This is a genomic window from Roseobacter sp. N2S (assembly GCF_031454055.1).
Classification (GTDB): domain Bacteria; phylum Pseudomonadota; class Alphaproteobacteria; order Rhodobacterales; family Rhodobacteraceae; genus Amylibacter.
In genome coordinates, this window is the sequence record NZ_JAVDQB010000011.1 from 16238 (window position 1) to 31814 (window position 15577).

The 15577-nt window shown below is 58.9% G+C and carries 13 protein-coding genes; 11 read left to right on the forward strand and 2 right to left on the reverse strand.

Annotated elements, in window-relative coordinates; genetic code table 11:
- Window positions 1–71: 71 nt before the first annotated feature.
- The 10 genes from GGE09_RS19375 (at window position 72) to GGE09_RS19420 (ending at window position 12022) form a co-directional block, all read left to right on the forward strand.
- A complete protein-coding gene (locus GGE09_RS19375) occupies window positions 72–644 on the forward strand; it encodes a TRAP transporter small permease subunit (RefSeq protein WP_309747841.1) in 573 nt (190 codons plus the stop codon).
- The gene (locus GGE09_RS19380) at window positions 641–1921 is read left to right on the forward strand and encodes a TRAP transporter large permease (RefSeq protein ID WP_309747842.1); all 1281 of its coding nucleotides are present in this window, start codon (window positions 641–643) and stop codon (window positions 1919–1921) included. The genes GGE09_RS19375 and GGE09_RS19380 overlap by 4 nt, the downstream gene beginning before the upstream one ends.
- Window positions 1921–2706 carry an IclR family transcriptional regulator gene (locus tag GGE09_RS19385; RefSeq protein ID WP_309747843.1) on the forward strand — a complete coding sequence of 262 codons (786 nt, stop codon included), beginning with the start codon at window positions 1921–1923 and terminating at the stop codon, window positions 2704–2706. Before GGE09_RS19380 ends, GGE09_RS19385 begins: the two co-directional genes overlap by 1 nt.
- Window positions 2703–4778 carry a hydantoinase/oxoprolinase family protein gene (locus tag GGE09_RS19390; protein ID WP_309747844.1) on the forward strand — a complete coding sequence of 692 codons (2076 nt, stop codon included), beginning with the start codon at window positions 2703–2705 and terminating at the stop codon, window positions 4776–4778. Before GGE09_RS19385 ends, GGE09_RS19390 begins: the two co-directional genes overlap by 4 nt.
- On the forward strand, window positions 4775–6325 hold the full coding sequence (locus GGE09_RS19395; protein WP_309747845.1) for a hydantoinase B/oxoprolinase family protein: 1551 nt from the start codon (window positions 4775–4777) through the stop codon (window positions 6323–6325). The genes GGE09_RS19390 and GGE09_RS19395 overlap by 4 nt, the downstream gene beginning before the upstream one ends.
- Window positions 6325–7092: an aldolase/citrate lyase family protein gene (locus GGE09_RS19400; RefSeq protein WP_309747846.1), complete on the forward strand. Its 768-nt coding sequence runs from the start codon at window positions 6325–6327 to the stop codon at window positions 7090–7092. The genes GGE09_RS19395 and GGE09_RS19400 overlap by 1 nt, the downstream gene beginning before the upstream one ends.
- An 87-nt stretch (window positions 7093–7179) precedes the next feature.
- Complete coding sequence (locus GGE09_RS19405; protein WP_309747847.1) at window positions 7180–8352, forward strand: thiolase domain-containing protein; 1173 nt, start codon at window positions 7180–7182, stop codon at window positions 8350–8352.
- Window positions 8353–8356: 4 nt separating this feature from the next.
- Window positions 8357–9883, forward strand: coding sequence for an AMP-binding protein (locus GGE09_RS19410; protein ID WP_309747848.1), 1527 nt, complete (start codon window positions 8357–8359; stop codon window positions 9881–9883).
- A 116-nt stretch (window positions 9884–9999) separates the two neighbouring features.
- Window positions 10000–11202: a patatin-like phospholipase family protein gene (locus GGE09_RS19415; protein ID WP_309747849.1), complete on the forward strand. Its 1203-nt coding sequence runs from the start codon at window positions 10000–10002 to the stop codon at window positions 11200–11202.
- 31 nt (window positions 11203–11233) lie between these two features.
- The gene (locus GGE09_RS19420; RefSeq protein WP_309747850.1) at window positions 11234–12022 is read left to right on the forward strand and encodes a 3-hydroxybutyrate dehydrogenase; all 789 of its coding nucleotides are present in this window, start codon (window positions 11234–11236) and stop codon (window positions 12020–12022) included.
- 9 nt (window positions 12023–12031) lie between these two features.
- Here GGE09_RS19420 and GGE09_RS19425 read toward each other — a convergent pair whose 3' ends face one another.
- Together GGE09_RS19425 and GGE09_RS19430 are read right to left on the reverse strand one after the other, a co-directional pair.
- Window positions 12032–13408, reverse strand: a complete 1377-nt coding sequence (locus GGE09_RS19425; RefSeq protein ID WP_309747852.1) for a HAMP domain-containing sensor histidine kinase — start codon at window positions 13406–13408, stop codon at window positions 12032–12034.
- On the reverse strand, window positions 13405–14076 hold the full coding sequence (locus GGE09_RS19430) for a response regulator transcription factor (protein ID WP_309747853.1): 672 nt from the start codon (window positions 14074–14076) through the stop codon (window positions 13405–13407). The genes GGE09_RS19425 and GGE09_RS19430 overlap by 4 nt, the downstream gene beginning before the upstream one ends.
- A gap of 190 nt (window positions 14077–14266) precedes the next feature.
- Between GGE09_RS19430 and GGE09_RS19435 the strand changes: the two genes are divergently transcribed.
- A complete protein-coding gene (locus GGE09_RS19435; RefSeq protein WP_309747854.1) occupies window positions 14267–15376 on the forward strand; it encodes a Do family serine endopeptidase in 1110 nt (369 codons plus the stop codon).
- The last annotated feature ends 201 nt before the right edge of the window (window positions 15377–15577 follow it).

Below are 15577 nucleotides of genomic sequence, written 5' to 3' on the forward strand. Positions count from 1 at the left end.
ACCTGCGGGCCAGCCGACCCTATCCAGACCCGCCATATTAAATAACCTCCGCCACAAAAGGGATTCGGGGAATGACCTTTCTCATGCCTGCCCAGACCGCCCTGCGCGCCGCCATCCGCTGGCTGCTGATCACCCTGATCGCCGCGCTTCTGGTGCTGATGACCACCCAGATCGTCATGCGCTACGGCTTCAACTCCTCCCTGCTCTGGGCCGAGGAAATGTGCCGCTACATGCTGATCTGGCTGTCCTTCCTTGGCATCGCGCTTGCCTATGAACGGGGAGAAGTCGCCGCCCTCAGCTTTCTCTCGCTCACCCTGCCCCGCATCCCCGCGCTGGTACTCGGCGCAATCTGCGCTTTGTTATCTTTGGCACTTTGCGGGCTTTTGGTCTGGTACGGCCTGAAATTCGCCGATCTGGCAGGCAATTCCAAAATCCCCGCCCTGCGCTTCATCCTTGAAGACCTGTTCGGCGACGCCGCCCCGGATGCCCCCGTGATCTATTGGGTCTATGTGGCGCTGCCCCTTGGCATGGCACTGGTCGGCCTGCGCCTGATCGGTGACATCCTGATGTGCCTGCGCGCCATTCCCACAGGTCAAACCCTGGCCCAAGTGCTCACGCACACAGACCCTTCGGTGGCCCCATGATCCTTTATCTTCTCGCCTTTATCGTCTTTCTGGTCATCGGCGTTCCGGTTGCCTTCTCGCTCGGCCTCGCCTCGGTTGCCTATCTGCTGGTCAATGACCAATGGCAGCTGATGATCGGCTTTCCCCAAAAGATGATCGCAGGCATCGACAACTTTGTGCTGCTGACCATCCCGTTTTTTATCCTTGCAGGCAACCTGATGAATTCCGCCGATCTGACCCGCCAGATCGTGCGCTTTGCTCAAATGCTGGTGGGCCGCGTCAAAGGCGGGTTGGCCATGGTCAACGTGCTGGCCTCCATGATGTTTTCAGGCGTATCGGGGGCCGCCACCGCCGAAGCCTCTGCCATCGGCTCGGTAATGATCCCCGCCATGCGCCGCGATGGATACCGCGCCGAATACGCCGCTGCACTCACCGCTGCGGGGTCTATCCTTGGCCCGCTGGTGCCACCATCCCTTGCGCTGATCCTCTACGGCGTGCTGACCAGCACTTCGATTTCCAGCCTGTTTCTGGCTGGCATCGTCCCCGCCTTTACCCTGTGCGGACTGCTGATCCTTTATACACTGTGGCGCGCACGGGTCGAAGACCACCCGATGCCCGACCCCGTTGCCAAAACCGAACGCCTTGGCCTGACCGTCCGCGCCCTGCCCGCTTTGATGTTGCCCGTCATCATCGTTGGCGGCATCCGCAGCGGCATTTTCACACCGACCGAGGCCGCAGCCGTCGCCGCATTGTACGCCCTGCTGATCGGCCTGTTCCTGTACCGCACCCTGACTCCGTCAAAAATCGCCAACGCTTTTTACGAAACCGCAACCATGACCGCGGGGGTGATGCTGATTGTGGCCGTTGCCTCTATGACCTCTTTCATTCTGGGCATTGAAAACATCCCCCGCGCCATTGCCAGCGGAATGCGCGAAGTCAGTGACCAACCGTGGATCCTGATCCTGCTGCTAAACATAGTGTTGCTGCTGCTCGGCCTGTTTCTGGAACCGCTCGCCGCGCTAGTGCTTGCCATGCCGATCCTGAACGAGGTCTTCCCCCTGCTGCACATCGACCCCGTGCAATTCGGCGTCATGGTGGTGCTGAACCTGATGATCGGCATGATCACCCCGCCCGTAGGCCTGTGCCTGTTCATCGTCGCTGCCATCAGTAAAGAACCACTGGAAAAAGTCGCGCTGGCCATCCTGCCAATGATCGGCCTGTGCCTGCTGGTTCTGTTGCTGGTGGCTTTCGTCCCAATTCTCACCCTCGGCTTGCCGACCCTATTAGGCGGAAACTGATGCCCCCCACCACCGATTCAAATCGCACCAACCAATCCACTGTGGCCGCTTTTGCCGTGCTCGAAGAAATGGCGAAACACACCGAACCCTCCCGCGTCACCGATATTGCCGCCAATCTGGGGATGCCCCGCGCCCGCACCCACCGCTATCTGCAAACGCTGGTGCAACTGGGCTATGTGCGTCAGGACCCCGCCACCGAACGCTATCTTTTGACCCTGAAACTGTTCCATCTGGGACAGGCCATTGCCGATGGCACCCAGCTTACAGTTGTGGCCCGCCCGATCATGGCCGCCTTGCGCGACACGCTGCAACAAACCGTCACACTGTCGATCCCCGAACACAACGGCATGCGAGTGATTGACATTGTGCGCGTGGAAACCCCCGTTCAGATCGTCACCCGACCGGGGGCTTTGCTGCCGCTGCATTCCTCGGCACAGGGCAAGGTGGCTTTGGCATGGGGCAGCACCAGCCTGCTGGCCCGTTTCAACCAGATGCTGGCAGACAATGATCCCAGTCTGGCAGGCATAGACCGCGACGCATTGATCGCAGAAATCGCCCAGACCCGCGCCAAAGGCTGGGCCGTCGCACCGCAAGAAATCCTGCCCGGCGTCAACGCCGTTGCAGCCCCGGTTTTCGATAATGAAGGCCGCTTTATCGCCACCATCACAGTGGTCGGTTCCGTCCAGCACATCGAACCCACCCCTGACACCACAATCGTAACCGCCGCGCTGAATGCCGCGCGCGAAGTATCAAACAATTTAGGCTATCTGGAGTATCCCGTATGACCCGACATTCTCTTGCAATTGACATTGGCGGAACCTTTACCGATGCAGTCCTTCTGTCTTCGGACGGGGAAAGCTATGTGGATAAAACCCTGACAACCCACGACAATCTGCTCGACGGGTTCTTTACAGGCGTCGATCTGGTGCTGGGCCGCGCTGGCCTGACAGCAAAAGACGTAGACGATGTGGTTGTCCACGCCACCACCGTTGTCACCAACGCATTGATCGAACGCAAAGGCCCCCCTGTGGCCCTGATCCTGACCGAAGGTTTCCGCGATGTTCTCTATATCCGCGAAGAGCACCGCTACGATATGTACGACCCGCAGATCGAATTCGCCGAACCGCTGATCCCGTCCGAACGCACCTTCACCCTGAAAGAACGCACTTTCGCAGACGGCTCTGTTGGCACCCCTATTGACGCAGACGCCGTGCGCGATGTGATCCGCCAGTGCCGTGAAAAAGGCATCGTTTCCGTGGCTGTGTGTTTCCTCAACTCCTACCGCAATGGCGCAAACGAAGAGGAGGTCCGCCGCGTCTTTGCCGAAGAAGCCCCTGACATCTATGTGTCGCTGTCGTCGATCATCGCACCCCAAATGCGCGAATACCTGCGGGCCTCTACCGTGGCGATCAACGCCTATACCGTGCCGATCACCCGCCCCTATCTGACCGCGCTGATCGCAGAACTGAAAACCCGCGGCTTTAACCAACAGCCCCTGATCATGCTGTCCAACGGCGGCGTGATCGGCGCGGAACGGGCCAGCACCATGCCCGTGCGCATGATCGAAAGCGGCCCCGCCGCAGGCGCATTGGTCGCCTGCTATTTCAGCAGGATTTTTGACATCCCCGACCTGATTTCCTTTGATATGGGCGGCACCACCGCCAAGGCCTGCCTTGTGCAAAACCACGAACCCCTTGTCACTGGCACCTTCGAAGTAGACCGCCGCTACCGCTTTAAACCCGGTTCCGGAATGCCCATCACCGTGCCGTCCATCGACATGATCGAAATCGGCGCGGGCGGCGGGTCTATCGCATCGGTTGATGATCTGGGTCTGCTGAAAATCGGCCCTGAAAGTGCAGGGTCCATGCCCGGCCCCGCCTGTTACGGGCGCGGCGGCACCGACCCTTGTGTCACCGACGCCGATCTGGTGCTGGGTGTGCTGGACGCCGACAATTTCCTTGGCGGTGATATGGCGCTGGACCTGTCTGCATCCCAAGCCGCCTTTGACCGCCTTGGCGACGCGCTGTCCCTGCCCCGCCACCAAGCCGCTTGGGGCGTGTTTGAAGTTGTCTGCGAACAAATGGCCGCCGCAACCCGCACCCATGCCACCGAACGGGGCATTGATTACCGCGGTATGCCGCTCTTGGCCTTTGGCGGCGCGGGTCCGGTGCACGCCTGTATGGTGGCCGAACTGACCTCCAGCACCAAGGTAATCTACCCCCCGCTAGCCTCTGTTCTGTCGGCATTCGGCACATTGGTCACACCTGCGCAAATTGATCTGGTGCGCAGCCATGTCACCCCGCTGGAAACCCTCGACTGGGATGCGGTTGACACCCTGCTGAACACCATGACCGCCGAAGGCGCCGAGGCCCTGTCCGAGGCAGGCATCCGCGAAACCGACTTCCACTTCGCCTTCGCCCTTGAAATGCGCTACCTCGGCCAACAATCCGAAGTCCGCATCACGCTGGATCATGACCCGCGCGAAACCCACGACAGCGCCGCAATCACAGCCCTGTTCGAAGCAGAATACCTGCGCCAATACGGGCTTAAACTGGACGGGATGAAAATCGAAACCGTCAACTGGCTGGTCACCGCATCTGGCATCCAACCAGACCGCAGCGCGCGCAAATCCGCCGCAGACACCCCTGCCAAACCCGGCAAATCCCGCCCCGTCCACATTCGCGGCGTGGCCCAAGACGTCCCTGTCTGGGCACGGGACGCAATCACCGCAAACGACAGCATTAAAGGCCCGGTCATTATCGAAGAACGAGAAACCACCATCTTCGTTCTGGACGGCTGGACAGTCACTTACCACGAGAGCGGAAGCCTCGTTGCAGAAAAATCGGGAGAGAAATGATGGACGGCGTAGAACTGCAAATCCTCTGGAGCAATATGGTCGGCATCGTCAGTGAACAGGCCCGCGCCCTGCAACGCATCGCCTTTAGCCCCATCGTGCGTGAAGCGGGCGATCTGGCCAACGGGTTGTTTGACGAACAGGCCCGCATGGTGGCCCAAGCCGTCACAGGCACGCCCGGACACATCAACTCACTGGCCGCCGCCGCGCGTAACCTGTTGAAAGACTATGATCCCGCCAGCCTGAAACCCGGCGATGTGCTGATCACCAATGATCCTTGGATGTCTGCGGGCCACTTCTTTGACATCACCGTCCTGTCGCCGATTTTCCGCAACGGCCGCATCATCGCCTATGCGGGGTCCACCATCCACCATTCGGATATCGGCGGCTATGGCATCGGGTCAGGCGCACGCGACATCCACGAAGAGGGCCTGTGGATCCCCACAATGAAGCTTTATGAAGAAGGCCGCCCGAACGAGACCCTGTTCCAGATCATCAAACGCAACGTGCGCACGCCCGATGCGCTGATGGGGGATCTGGGGGCGCAAGTGTCTTCGGGCATGATCGCATCAGAACGGCTGAACGCCCTGTGTGACCGCTATAAACTGGATGATATTTCCGAACTGTCCGAAGCCATCATCACCAAATCCGAAAGCGCCACCCGCGATGCAATCCGCAAACTGCCCGCAGGCACCTATCACGGATCGTCCAAATTTGACGTTCCGGGCGGCGAGGTGATCGAGCTGAAAACCGCTGTAACGGTGGACGCGGAAAAAGGTGAAATCGAAATCGACTTCGAAGGCACCTCCGGCCCCAGCGCCATGGGCATCAACGTGGTCCCCGCCTATACCCACGCCTATGCCACCTTTGCGGTGCGATCCACATTGAACCCCGATCTGCCCAATAACGCGGGATCGCTGATGCCGATCAAACTGAAACTGCCCGAAGACTGTGTGGTCAACGCGAAATACCCCTCGCCCGTGAACGCCCGCCATGTGGTCGGCATGTATGTGCCCTTCCCGATCCTCAAGGCATTGGCCCAAGTGGTGCCTGACGCGGTGGTCGCCGAAGGATCAGGCGCTGTCTGGACCGTACAAATCCAAGGCCGCGATGCGAATGGCAAACCCTTCACATCATCCATGTTCAACTATTCCGGCGGCATGGGCGCGCGGGCCACAAAACCCGGCATTTCCGCCGTTTGCTACCCCACAGGTGTTTCGGCGGTTCCCGTCGAAGTGCTCGAAGCCTCCTACCCCATCGCCTTTACCTGCAAGGAATTGGAACACGGCACAGGTGGCGCGGGCAAACAACCGGGCGGGGACGGCCAACGGATCGGCTATAAAATGCGCACGGATCGCCCTTGGCTGCTCAACACCATCCCGTCCCGCCTCACTTCAGGCCCCGAGGGTCTGCTCGGCGGGTCTGACGGCGCGGCTGGCAGCTTTAAAATCAACGGGGAATCCGTCAGCGACACCCGCAAAAAGGAAATGCAGCCCGACGACGAGGTGATGATGGTCACGCCGGGCGGCGGTGGCTACGGGGCAGCGTGATGTCAATCCGCGCCACTTTCGCCAAACACCTGCGGACCAGAGCCACTCTGGTCGGCAGCTTCGTGAAATCCAGTGACCCAGCCAACGTGGAACTGCTGGGCCACGCTGGCTTTGACTTTGTGATACTGGACGCCGAACACGCCGCCTTTGATCGTGCAGATGTGGCGCGAATGGCTATGGCGGCGCGCGCGGCCAACCTGCCACTGGTGGTGCGCGTGCCTGCAACCGATGGCGGCTGGATCGCCACGGTTCTGGATGCAGGCGCGGCGGGCATCATGGCCCCCCAAGTGCGCGACGCCGACATGGCACGCGCCTTGGTCGCCGCCACCCGCTACGGCCCGAACGGGCTCGGCTTTTCACCCTCCACCGCAGGGGCCGATTACGGCACACGGGGCATCGCAGGGCATCTGGCCCAAGCCCCCGAAGAAACCGTGCTGATCTGCCAGATCGAGGACCGCACCGCCGTGCAAAACGCCGCCGAAATCGCGGCTGTGGACGGGGTTGATGCCCTGCTGCTTGGCCCCGTAGACCTGACGGTTTCCCTTGGCCTTACGGACCCGACAGCACCCGAAATCACCGACCTGTGCAAGCGCACAATCAAAGCAGGGGTCGCCGCAAAAACCACCGCAGGCCTGTTCCTTGGCAACCCCGCCGACAGCCAAAAATGGCAATCCGCAGGCGCAAACCTGTTTGTCATCGGAAGCGACCAAGCCTTTTTGTTAGGGGCCGCAAAGGCAGCGCTGCAACAATTCAGACACAGTTCGTAACCATGCGGCACATCAAAAATACCGCCCTTTTTGCCAGTGACAGCACGCAGCCAACTTGCCATAGTCCCGCCAAATGAGGAGAAAACCATGACACAAGACATCTGTATCGTTGGCAGCGGCCACACCAAATTCGGCCGTCTCGACCAAAATCTCGAAGACCTGATCATCCAAGCCACCCGCGAAGCAATCGACGAATCCGGCCTTGATCCCGCCGACATCGACGCGCTGTTTCTGGGGCATTTCAATTCTGGCATGGTCAGTGACGGCTTTGCATCATCCCTGATCCTGCAAGCCTTCCCCGAATTCCGCTTCAAACCCGCCATGCGCGCCGAAAACGCCTGTGCATCAGGGTCAGCGGCCATTCACGCAGGCATGAACGCAATTCAGGCGGGCAAAGCAAAAACCGTGCTGGTGGTCGGCGTTGAAAAAATGACCCACCGCCCCACAGCCGATATCACCACAGCCCTTGCGGGTGCAGGCTATCAAAACGACCCAGCCGAAGCCGCGCTTAGCTTTCCGCAGGTCTTTGCCATCGCCGCCAAAGACTATTCCAGCCGTTATTCCAACCCGCTGGACGCCATGGCGCATATTGCTTCCAAGAACCACATGAACGCCATGAACAACCCGCTGGCACAAATGCAAAAACCGTTCACCTTTGAAGAGTGCAGCCAGATCACCAACCGCAACCCCGAAATCGCGCCGCCTTTGCGCCTGACCGACTGTTCGCTTGTGACCGATGGCGCAGCCGCAATTGTGATGACCACCGCCGAAAACGCCGTGAATTTTTCCAAAGTTGCAGGCTTTCGCGCCGCCGTTCACGTCAGCGACACATTGCCCATGTCATCCCGCGACTTCCTGAAATTTGAAGGCCCCGCACGGGCGTTCAACATGGCATTTGACCAGTCAGGCACCACCGTAAAAGACATGGACTTCGCCGAGGTCCACGACTGTTTCACCATTGCCGAACTGCTGACCTACGAAGCCATGGGCCTGACCGACCAAGGCAAAGGCGCAGAGGCCATCGCCGATGGCACGGTCTATGCGGACGGCGCACTGCCCGTGAACCTGTCAGGCGGGCTGAAAGCCAAAGGCCACCCTGTTGGCGCAACCGGCGTATCCATGCACGCGCTGTCTTATCGCCAGCTTACAGGCCAGGCAGGCGGCATCCAGAAACAGGGCGCAAAACTGGGCCTGATCTTTAACATGGGCGGCTCGGCTGTGGCCAATTACGTCTCTGTTTTGGAAACCGTAAAGGCCTGACCCCATGAACCTCGCCCATTGGCTGCACCAAACGTCGCGCATAAGGCCCGACCAACCCGCAATTCGTTTGGGCGAGGATTTACACGCAACCTATGGCACCTTTGCAAAGCAAAGCTGTGCCATAGGCCAGCATCTGGCGCAGACCCACGGCATCACCCAAGGCGACCGCGTCGCCCTGTTCGCCAAAAACTGCGCCGAATATCTGGAAATCCTGTACGGGGTGTTGTGGATCGGCGCGGTCATCGTGCCCATCAACCACAAACTACACCCCCAAGAAGCCGCTTGGATCATCACCAACGCCAAGGCTGATCTGGTGATCACAGACACAGGCCACGTGTTTTCAGACCCTGAAACCATCTCGCTGCCCTGCCCTGAAATCGGCATCCGATCCGCAGAATTAACCACTCTGTCCCACAACGCATACACTCAGCCCCTGCCCCTGTCAGACGATGACCCCGCTTGGCTGTTTTACACATCAGGCACCACAGGGCGGCCCAAAGGCGTTGTCATCACCCATAAAAACATCCGCATGATGGCCAGTTGCTATGCGCTTGATGTGGATAGCGTCCACGCCAGCGACACCTCGCTTTATGCCGCGCCAATGTCCCACGGCGCGGGGCTGTACAACTTTCAATTCGTGCGCGCAGGGGCCTGCCATGTGATCCCCGCATCCAAAGGGTTCGATCCCCAGGAAATCGCCAAACTCGGCCAATCCTTGGGCAATCTGGTGTTTTTCGCCGCCCCCACCATGATCAAACGGCTGGTGGAATACTCCAAAACCGCAGGCTATGACGGCAGCGGCATCCGCACGATCATCTATGGCGGCGGTCCGATGTATCTGGCCGATATCAAAACCGCCCTGTCAGTATTCGGCCCGAAATTCGTGCAAATCTACGGTCAGGGCGAAAGCCCGATGACCATCACCGCCCTGCCCCGCGATCTGGTGGCCGACACCAGCCACCCCAACGCGGACGCCCGCCGCGGCTCTGTCGGGTTTGCCCAATCCTGCGTCACCCTGCGCACGGTTGATACCCAAATGAACGATGTGCCTTTGGGCGAAGTCGGCGAAATCATCCTGCGCGGCGACAGCGTCATGGCAGGCTATTGGGACAACCCCAAAGCCACGTCCGACACCATAGTCAACGGCTGGTTAAAAACCGGCGATCTGGGCACCCTTGACGCAGACGGGTTTTTAACCCTGACCGACCGCTCCAAAGACGTGATTATTTCAGGCGGCACCAACATCTACCCGCGCGAGGTCGAAGAGGCCCTGCTCACCCACCCCGATGTGTTCGAGGTTTCCGTCATAGGCACCCCAGACCCCGACTGGGGCGAAATCGTCGTGGCCTGCGTGGTGTTTCACAACGGAAAAACCTGCGAAACAGCCACCCTAGATGACTGGTGCAAACGCCAGATCGCATCGTTCAAAAAACCCAAACGCTATGAAATCCTGACCGAACTGCCCAAGAACAGCTATGGCAAGGTGCTAAAAACCGACCTGCGGCTGGCTTTTATGGCTGCAAAAACCTGAAACAGGGCGCATTGTGACCTGACCGATCACACCGGACTGATCACAATGGCGTAACCCACCTTAACCATCGCGCCGATCTGACTTATCTGTTCTGTAAGGAAAGAAGGCACATACCCATGAGCAAGACACCCTCAACAGACCTTAAAAAGCCTGCCCCCCAAACCTCAAAACCAAAAACCCCAAAACCGAAAAAATCAAAACCCCACACCCCCGAACGCACGGTTCTTGTGCTGCAAGGCGGCGGCGCACTTGGGTCGTATCAAGGCGGCGCGGTGCAAATTCTCGACCAGCAGGGCTATCACCCCGATTGGGTCGCTGGCATTTCCATCGGCGCAATCAACGGGGCAATTATCGCAGGCAATCCGCCTGAAATCGGCGTCGAACGTCTGCGCGAATTCTGGACACGGATCACCGAAAACACCGCCTACCTGACGCCCTTGCAGTTCAACACCGCCCATGCGGTTTTTAACAACATCAGCGCTGCGGCCACCGCCATCACAGGGGCGCCCGGATTTTTCAAACCCCGCTTCCCCCCCGCACCCTTTATGATGCCGGGCGCAGACGGGGCCGCCAGTTTTTATGACACATCCGAATTGCGCGAAACCCTGCTGGATCTGGTGGATTTCAACCTGCTGAATTCGGGCAAAACCCGCCTCAGCATCGGCGCGGTGAATGTGGCCACGGGGAATATGACATGGTTTGACAATACCCGCCAAACCATCCGCCCCGAACACATCATGGCCAGCGGCGCCCTGCCGCCGGGCTTTCCCGCCATTGAAATCGACGGGGAATTTTATTGGGACGGCGGCTTGGTGTCCAACACCCCGCTGAAATACGTACTCGACCACCCCGAAGACAACACGCCCCTGTGCATCTTTCAAATCGACCTGTTCAACGCGCGGGGCAAAGTGCCAGAAACTGTCTGGGATATCGAAGCCCGCACAAAAGACATCCGCTTTTCCAGCCGCACACGGTTCAACACCGAAATGATGCAACGCCTGCACCAATCCCGCGAGGCCGCAAAACGCCTGTACGAAAAGCTGCCCGCCGCCCTGCGCGATGATCCCGACGCCCGTGCGCTATTGTGCCATGAAACCGAACCCGATATCGCAATTGTGCATCTGATTTACCGTCAGGCCCAATATGAAAGCGGATCAAAGGATTATGAATTCTCTCGCAATTCCATGCAGGACCGCTGGGCCGCAGGGCAGGCCGATGTGACCCAAACCCTGAACCATCCTGAATGGAAAACCCGCCACGCCAACACAGATCGGGTCAAGATATTCGATCTGGCGCAGGACGTTAAAAAGTCCAAATAACCCAAGACCATAAGACCCGAAAGGAACGGATATGACCCTGACATTAAAAGACAAAGTCTGCATTATCACCGGATCGGCCAGAGGCATCGGCGAAACCATCGCACGGCGCTACATGGCAGACGGCGCAAAAGTCGTCATCGCGGATCTGAACCTTGACGCGGCCAAAGAAACCGCCGCCAAACTGACCAAAGAATACCCGGGCGAAGCCATCGGCATCGACATGGATGTCACCGACGAAGACGCAGTAAACGCAGGCATCGCAAAGGTCATTGATACATGGGGGCAAATCGACGTGCTGGTATCCAACGCGGGCATCCAGATCGTCCATAAAATGGAAGACTACCCCTACGCCGAGTGGAAAAAAATGCTGTCGATCCATCTGGACGGCGCATTCCTGACCACCAAGGCCTGCCTGCCCCACATGTATAAAGCGGGCTCTGGGTCGATCATCATGATGGGCTCGGTCCACTCCAAAGAGGCCTCGCCGCTGAAATCCGCTTATGTCACCGCCAAACACGGGTTGCTGGGCCTGTCCCGCGTGATCGCAAAAGAGGGCGCAGCCCACGGCGTGCGCTCAAACGTGATCTGCCCGGGCTTTGTAAAAACCCCCTTGGTGGAAAAACAAATCCCCGAACAGGCCAAAGAACTGGGCATTTCCGAAGAAGACGTGGTCAATAAAATCATGCTTGGCAACACCGTCGATCAGGAATTCACCACTGTCGAGGACGTGGCCGAGGTCGCCCATATGTTCGCCGCCTTCCCCACCAACGCCCTGACAGGCCAGTCCCTTGTGGTTAGCCACGGCTGGTTCATGGAATAAAACCGCCCCTTAGACTGCCCCTTGGACTGCGGGAAAAATCAAACGCACCACCAACCCTGGTGCGTTTGAATCCAACTCCAGCCGTGCATCATGTAATTCAGCGATCACCGCCACCAGACTAAGCCCCAAACCACTGCCAGACGTGGTGCGGCTTTGTTCCAGCCGATACAAACGGCGCAATACGTTTTCCCGCTCCTCTGGCGGGATACCCGCGCCCCGATCCGCCACCGTCAACACCACGTCAGCCCCGCTGCGCGCCACAGACACGTCAATCGGCGTGCCCGCTGGCGTGTGGCGCAAGGCGTTTTCAATCAAATTGGCCAGAACCTGCCCCAACAGCCCCTTTTCCCCCTGAACCAACGCGCCATCCGTCATCGCGCTGGCCACCCTTAAACGATGGCCGGATTCCTCTGCCGCAGGCTCGTAGACCTCTACAAATGTGGCGGCAAGCTGGCTTAAATCCACAGGCTTGAACCGCGCCTTCGGGCTGCCCCCTTCGATCTGCGCGATTTGCAGCAAGGATTGAAACGTCGCCACGATCCCGTCGGTTTCCTGCCCCGCACGGGTCATCAGATCCTCTAGGCGCGGCGGTACATCGGGCATTTCACGGGCTTGGTTCAACATCACCGCCACCCGCTGGATCGGGGTTTTCAGATCATGGGCAATATCCGCAGAAACCTGCTTTAGCGCCGCAACAGACGACTGCTGCGCATGGGCCATCCGGTCCACCTGCGTGGCAATGGACGAAAGATCATCCACCCGCCCCGAAAGGTTGGGCACCCGCGCGGTCAAATCCCCCTCGGTCAGCTTGTCCAGTGTGTCACTGATCGCCCCGATCCGCCGCGCCGCCCGGCGCGCAATCATCAACCCCGCCGTCAGACCAATGGCCACGGTGGGCAAAACGCTCAGCAAAAGAATGTTTAAAAACAACTCACTCAGATCGCCAATCTGTTCGCGGCTGATCGCAATGGTCAACTGCCCGCCATGCAACGGACGGCTGATCGCCAGATAGGGCCATTCGGACAGTTCCTTATCCTCGGACAGGGACAGAATGCGAAATCCGTCCCCCGTCAGCGCCAGATAGCCGTTGCCATAATGCCGCCCGTCCGGCGCATTATAACTTAAAATCCGCCGCTCGCTTCTGGTCACAGCCGCCTCGGCCTTGACCAAAAGCGCAACCGCCCGCGCGGTGGGGGCCGCCTGAAATCCCGCCAGCTCTTGGGTCAAATCCGCCCGCATGGACTGATCCATCGTGTCGCGGATCACCAGATAGGACGCGCCCAAACTGATCAAACTGACCAGCGCAAACAGCACCACCAACCCCACGGTCAACCGCAGCGGCGAAGACCGCAGCAAACTGCCGTATCCCATGCTGCGCCGCGTCATTCCTCAATCCGGTAACCCGCGCCGCGCACGGTTTTAATCAGGTCAGTGTCAAAAGGTTTATCCACCTTGGCCCGCAACCGGCTGACATGGGTTTCCACCACATTTGTTTGTGGATCAAAGCTGATATCCCAAACCGCCTCCAGCAACATGGTCCGCGTCTGCACACGGTTCTTGCGCCGCAACAGATGTTCCAACAGGGCAAATTCACGGGGCAGCAGATCAATTTCAACGGCCCCCCGTGTGACTTTGCGGCGGATCAAATCCATCGTCAAATCCCCCGCCCGCAGGGCATTTTCCTGCTCTTTCAACTGGGGCCGCCGCGCCAGTGCCGCCACCCGCGCGGACAATTCACCAAAGGCAAAAGGCTTGATCAGATAATCATCCGCCCCCGCATTCAGCCCGTCAATCCGGTCATCCACCCCCCCAAGCGAGGTCAAAAACAGCACCGGCGTCAGGTTTTTCGCACCCCGCAAAGTCTTAACAATCGACAGGCCGTCCAACTCTGGCAGCATCCGGTCAATCACCAGAATATCGTAATCCGCCGTGCTCGCCTGTATCAGCCCGGCCCGCCCGTTGGTCAGCAGATCAACCAGATGACCCTCTTCACGCAGACCATGGGCCACATAATCCCCCGTGGTAGCATCATCTTCGATCACAAGAATTTTCATCAGATGTTCCAATGTTTTACGCGCCAGCCTGAAAGCGGCACTTGCCCTTAGGGGGCTACCCTACTGCCATTCAACACTAAGACGAAATGCATTCCCGGAAAGATTACAAATTTGTATAGCCACTGCAAACTCGCCCTTAGCTCCCTGCCCCATCTTCACTCCATAGTCATCGACAAACGGAGAGATTCCAATGACACCGACCTTAACAAACCGCACCAAAAGCAAACTGACCGCCGCTTTGATGGCGGCTACAATTGCATCCGCAGGGGCCATCGCCCTGCCCACATCCGCCGCCTTTGCCGTGCCCGCAGGGGGCTACGCCGATCTGGTGGATTCCGTTACCCCCAGCGTGGTTTTCATCGAAGTCACCGAAAAAGCCATGCCCGCATCCGCTGAATCCCAAATGCTGCAACAATTCCAGCAACGCTTTGGCGGTCAGATGCAAATCCCCCAACAAAACGGCCCCAGAACGGGCGTCGGTTCCGGCTTTATCATCAGCGCTGAAGGCGACATCGTCACCAACAATCACGTGGTGGACGGCGCAACCGAGGTAAAGGTGAAACTGTCCGATGGACGCAGCTTTGACGCCACGGTCGTGGGCCGCGACCCGATGACAGACGTGGCCCTGCTGCGCATCACCACAGGCGAATCCCTGCAAGCGGTGAAATTCGGCAGCTCTGACAGCATCCGCGTCGGGGATGAAGCCATCGCCGTTGGCAACCCTTTCGGGCTTGGCGGCACCGTCACCACAGGGATCATTTCCGCCAAATCCCGCGATATCCATTCCGGCCCGTTTGACAATTACATCCAGACCGATGCGGCGATCAACAAAGGCAACTCTGGCGGCCCGCTGTTTAATTCCGACGGTGAAGTGATCGGCATGAATACGGCGATATTCTCGCCTGATGGCGGCTCTGTCGGGATCGGATTTGCGGTGCCTGCCGATATGGTGAAATCCGTGGTGGCCGATCTGGCCGATGACGGCAGCATTGATCGCGGCTGGCTGGGCGTGCAAATCAAACCGATGAGCGAAGAAGTCGCCGCCGTGCTGGGCTATGACACCCCCAAAGGCGCTGTGATCGAATCCGTCCAGCCTGACAGCCCTGCCGCAAAAGCAGGCTTCAAAGCGGGCGACATCGTGTTGTCTTTTGCGGGCCAGTCCATCGACACCCTGCGCGATCTGCCCCGCGTGGTGGCAGGCACAGACCCTGAAACCAAACAACACGTCACACTGTTGCGCAAAGGCGCAGAGGTAGAGTTGGAAGTCACCCTTGGGCATCTTCCAAAACAGGACGCATAACCGCGCCCTACCCCGCGCCACGCATCCTTTGGTCTGGTAAACAGTCAGCCCGCCAAAGGATGCCGCATCTCCCCGAACATCTGCCTCGCCCCAAATTGAGGCAGATGCGCCCTCAGCCCTCGGGGAGGCCATGCACCGGAGTATTGCTGCACCGGTGCATGGCATTTATTATTGGGATTGTTTTGTAAACCAACCGATTAC

Coding starts and splice junctions, on each gene's coding strand:
- GGE09_RS19415 (WP_309747849.1), top strand. CDS start 10,000: ATGAGCAAGACACCCTCAACAGACCTTAAAAAGCCTGCCCCCCAAACC.
- GGE09_RS19390 (WP_309747844.1), top strand. CDS start 2,703: ATGACCCGACATTCTCTTGCAATTGACATTGGCGGAACCTTTACCGAT.
- GGE09_RS19420 (WP_309747850.1), top strand. CDS start 11,234: ATGACCCTGACATTAAAAGACAAAGTCTGCATTATCACCGGATCGGCC.
- GGE09_RS19375 (WP_309747841.1), top strand. CDS start 72: ATGACCTTTCTCATGCCTGCCCAGACCGCCCTGCGCGCCGCCATCCGC.
- GGE09_RS19425 (WP_309747852.1), bottom strand. CDS start 13,408: ATGACGCGGCGCAGCATGGGATACGGCAGTTTGCTGCGGTCTTCGCCG.
- GGE09_RS19400 (WP_309747846.1), top strand. CDS start 6,325: ATGTCAATCCGCGCCACTTTCGCCAAACACCTGCGGACCAGAGCCACT.
- GGE09_RS19430 (WP_309747853.1), bottom strand. CDS start 14,076: ATGAAAATTCTTGTGATCGAAGATGATGCTACCACGGGGGATTATGTG.
- GGE09_RS19410 (WP_309747848.1), top strand. CDS start 8,357: ATGAACCTCGCCCATTGGCTGCACCAAACGTCGCGCATAAGGCCCGAC.
- GGE09_RS19380 (WP_309747842.1), top strand. CDS start 641: ATGATCCTTTATCTTCTCGCCTTTATCGTCTTTCTGGTCATCGGCGTT.
- GGE09_RS19395 (WP_309747845.1), top strand. CDS start 4,775: ATGATGGACGGCGTAGAACTGCAAATCCTCTGGAGCAATATGGTCGGC.
- GGE09_RS19405 (WP_309747847.1), top strand. CDS start 7,180: ATGACACAAGACATCTGTATCGTTGGCAGCGGCCACACCAAATTCGGC.
- GGE09_RS19435 (WP_309747854.1), top strand. CDS start 14,267: ATGACACCGACCTTAACAAACCGCACCAAAAGCAAACTGACCGCCGCT.
- GGE09_RS19385 (WP_309747843.1), top strand. CDS start 1,921: ATGCCCCCCACCACCGATTCAAATCGCACCAACCAATCCACTGTGGCC.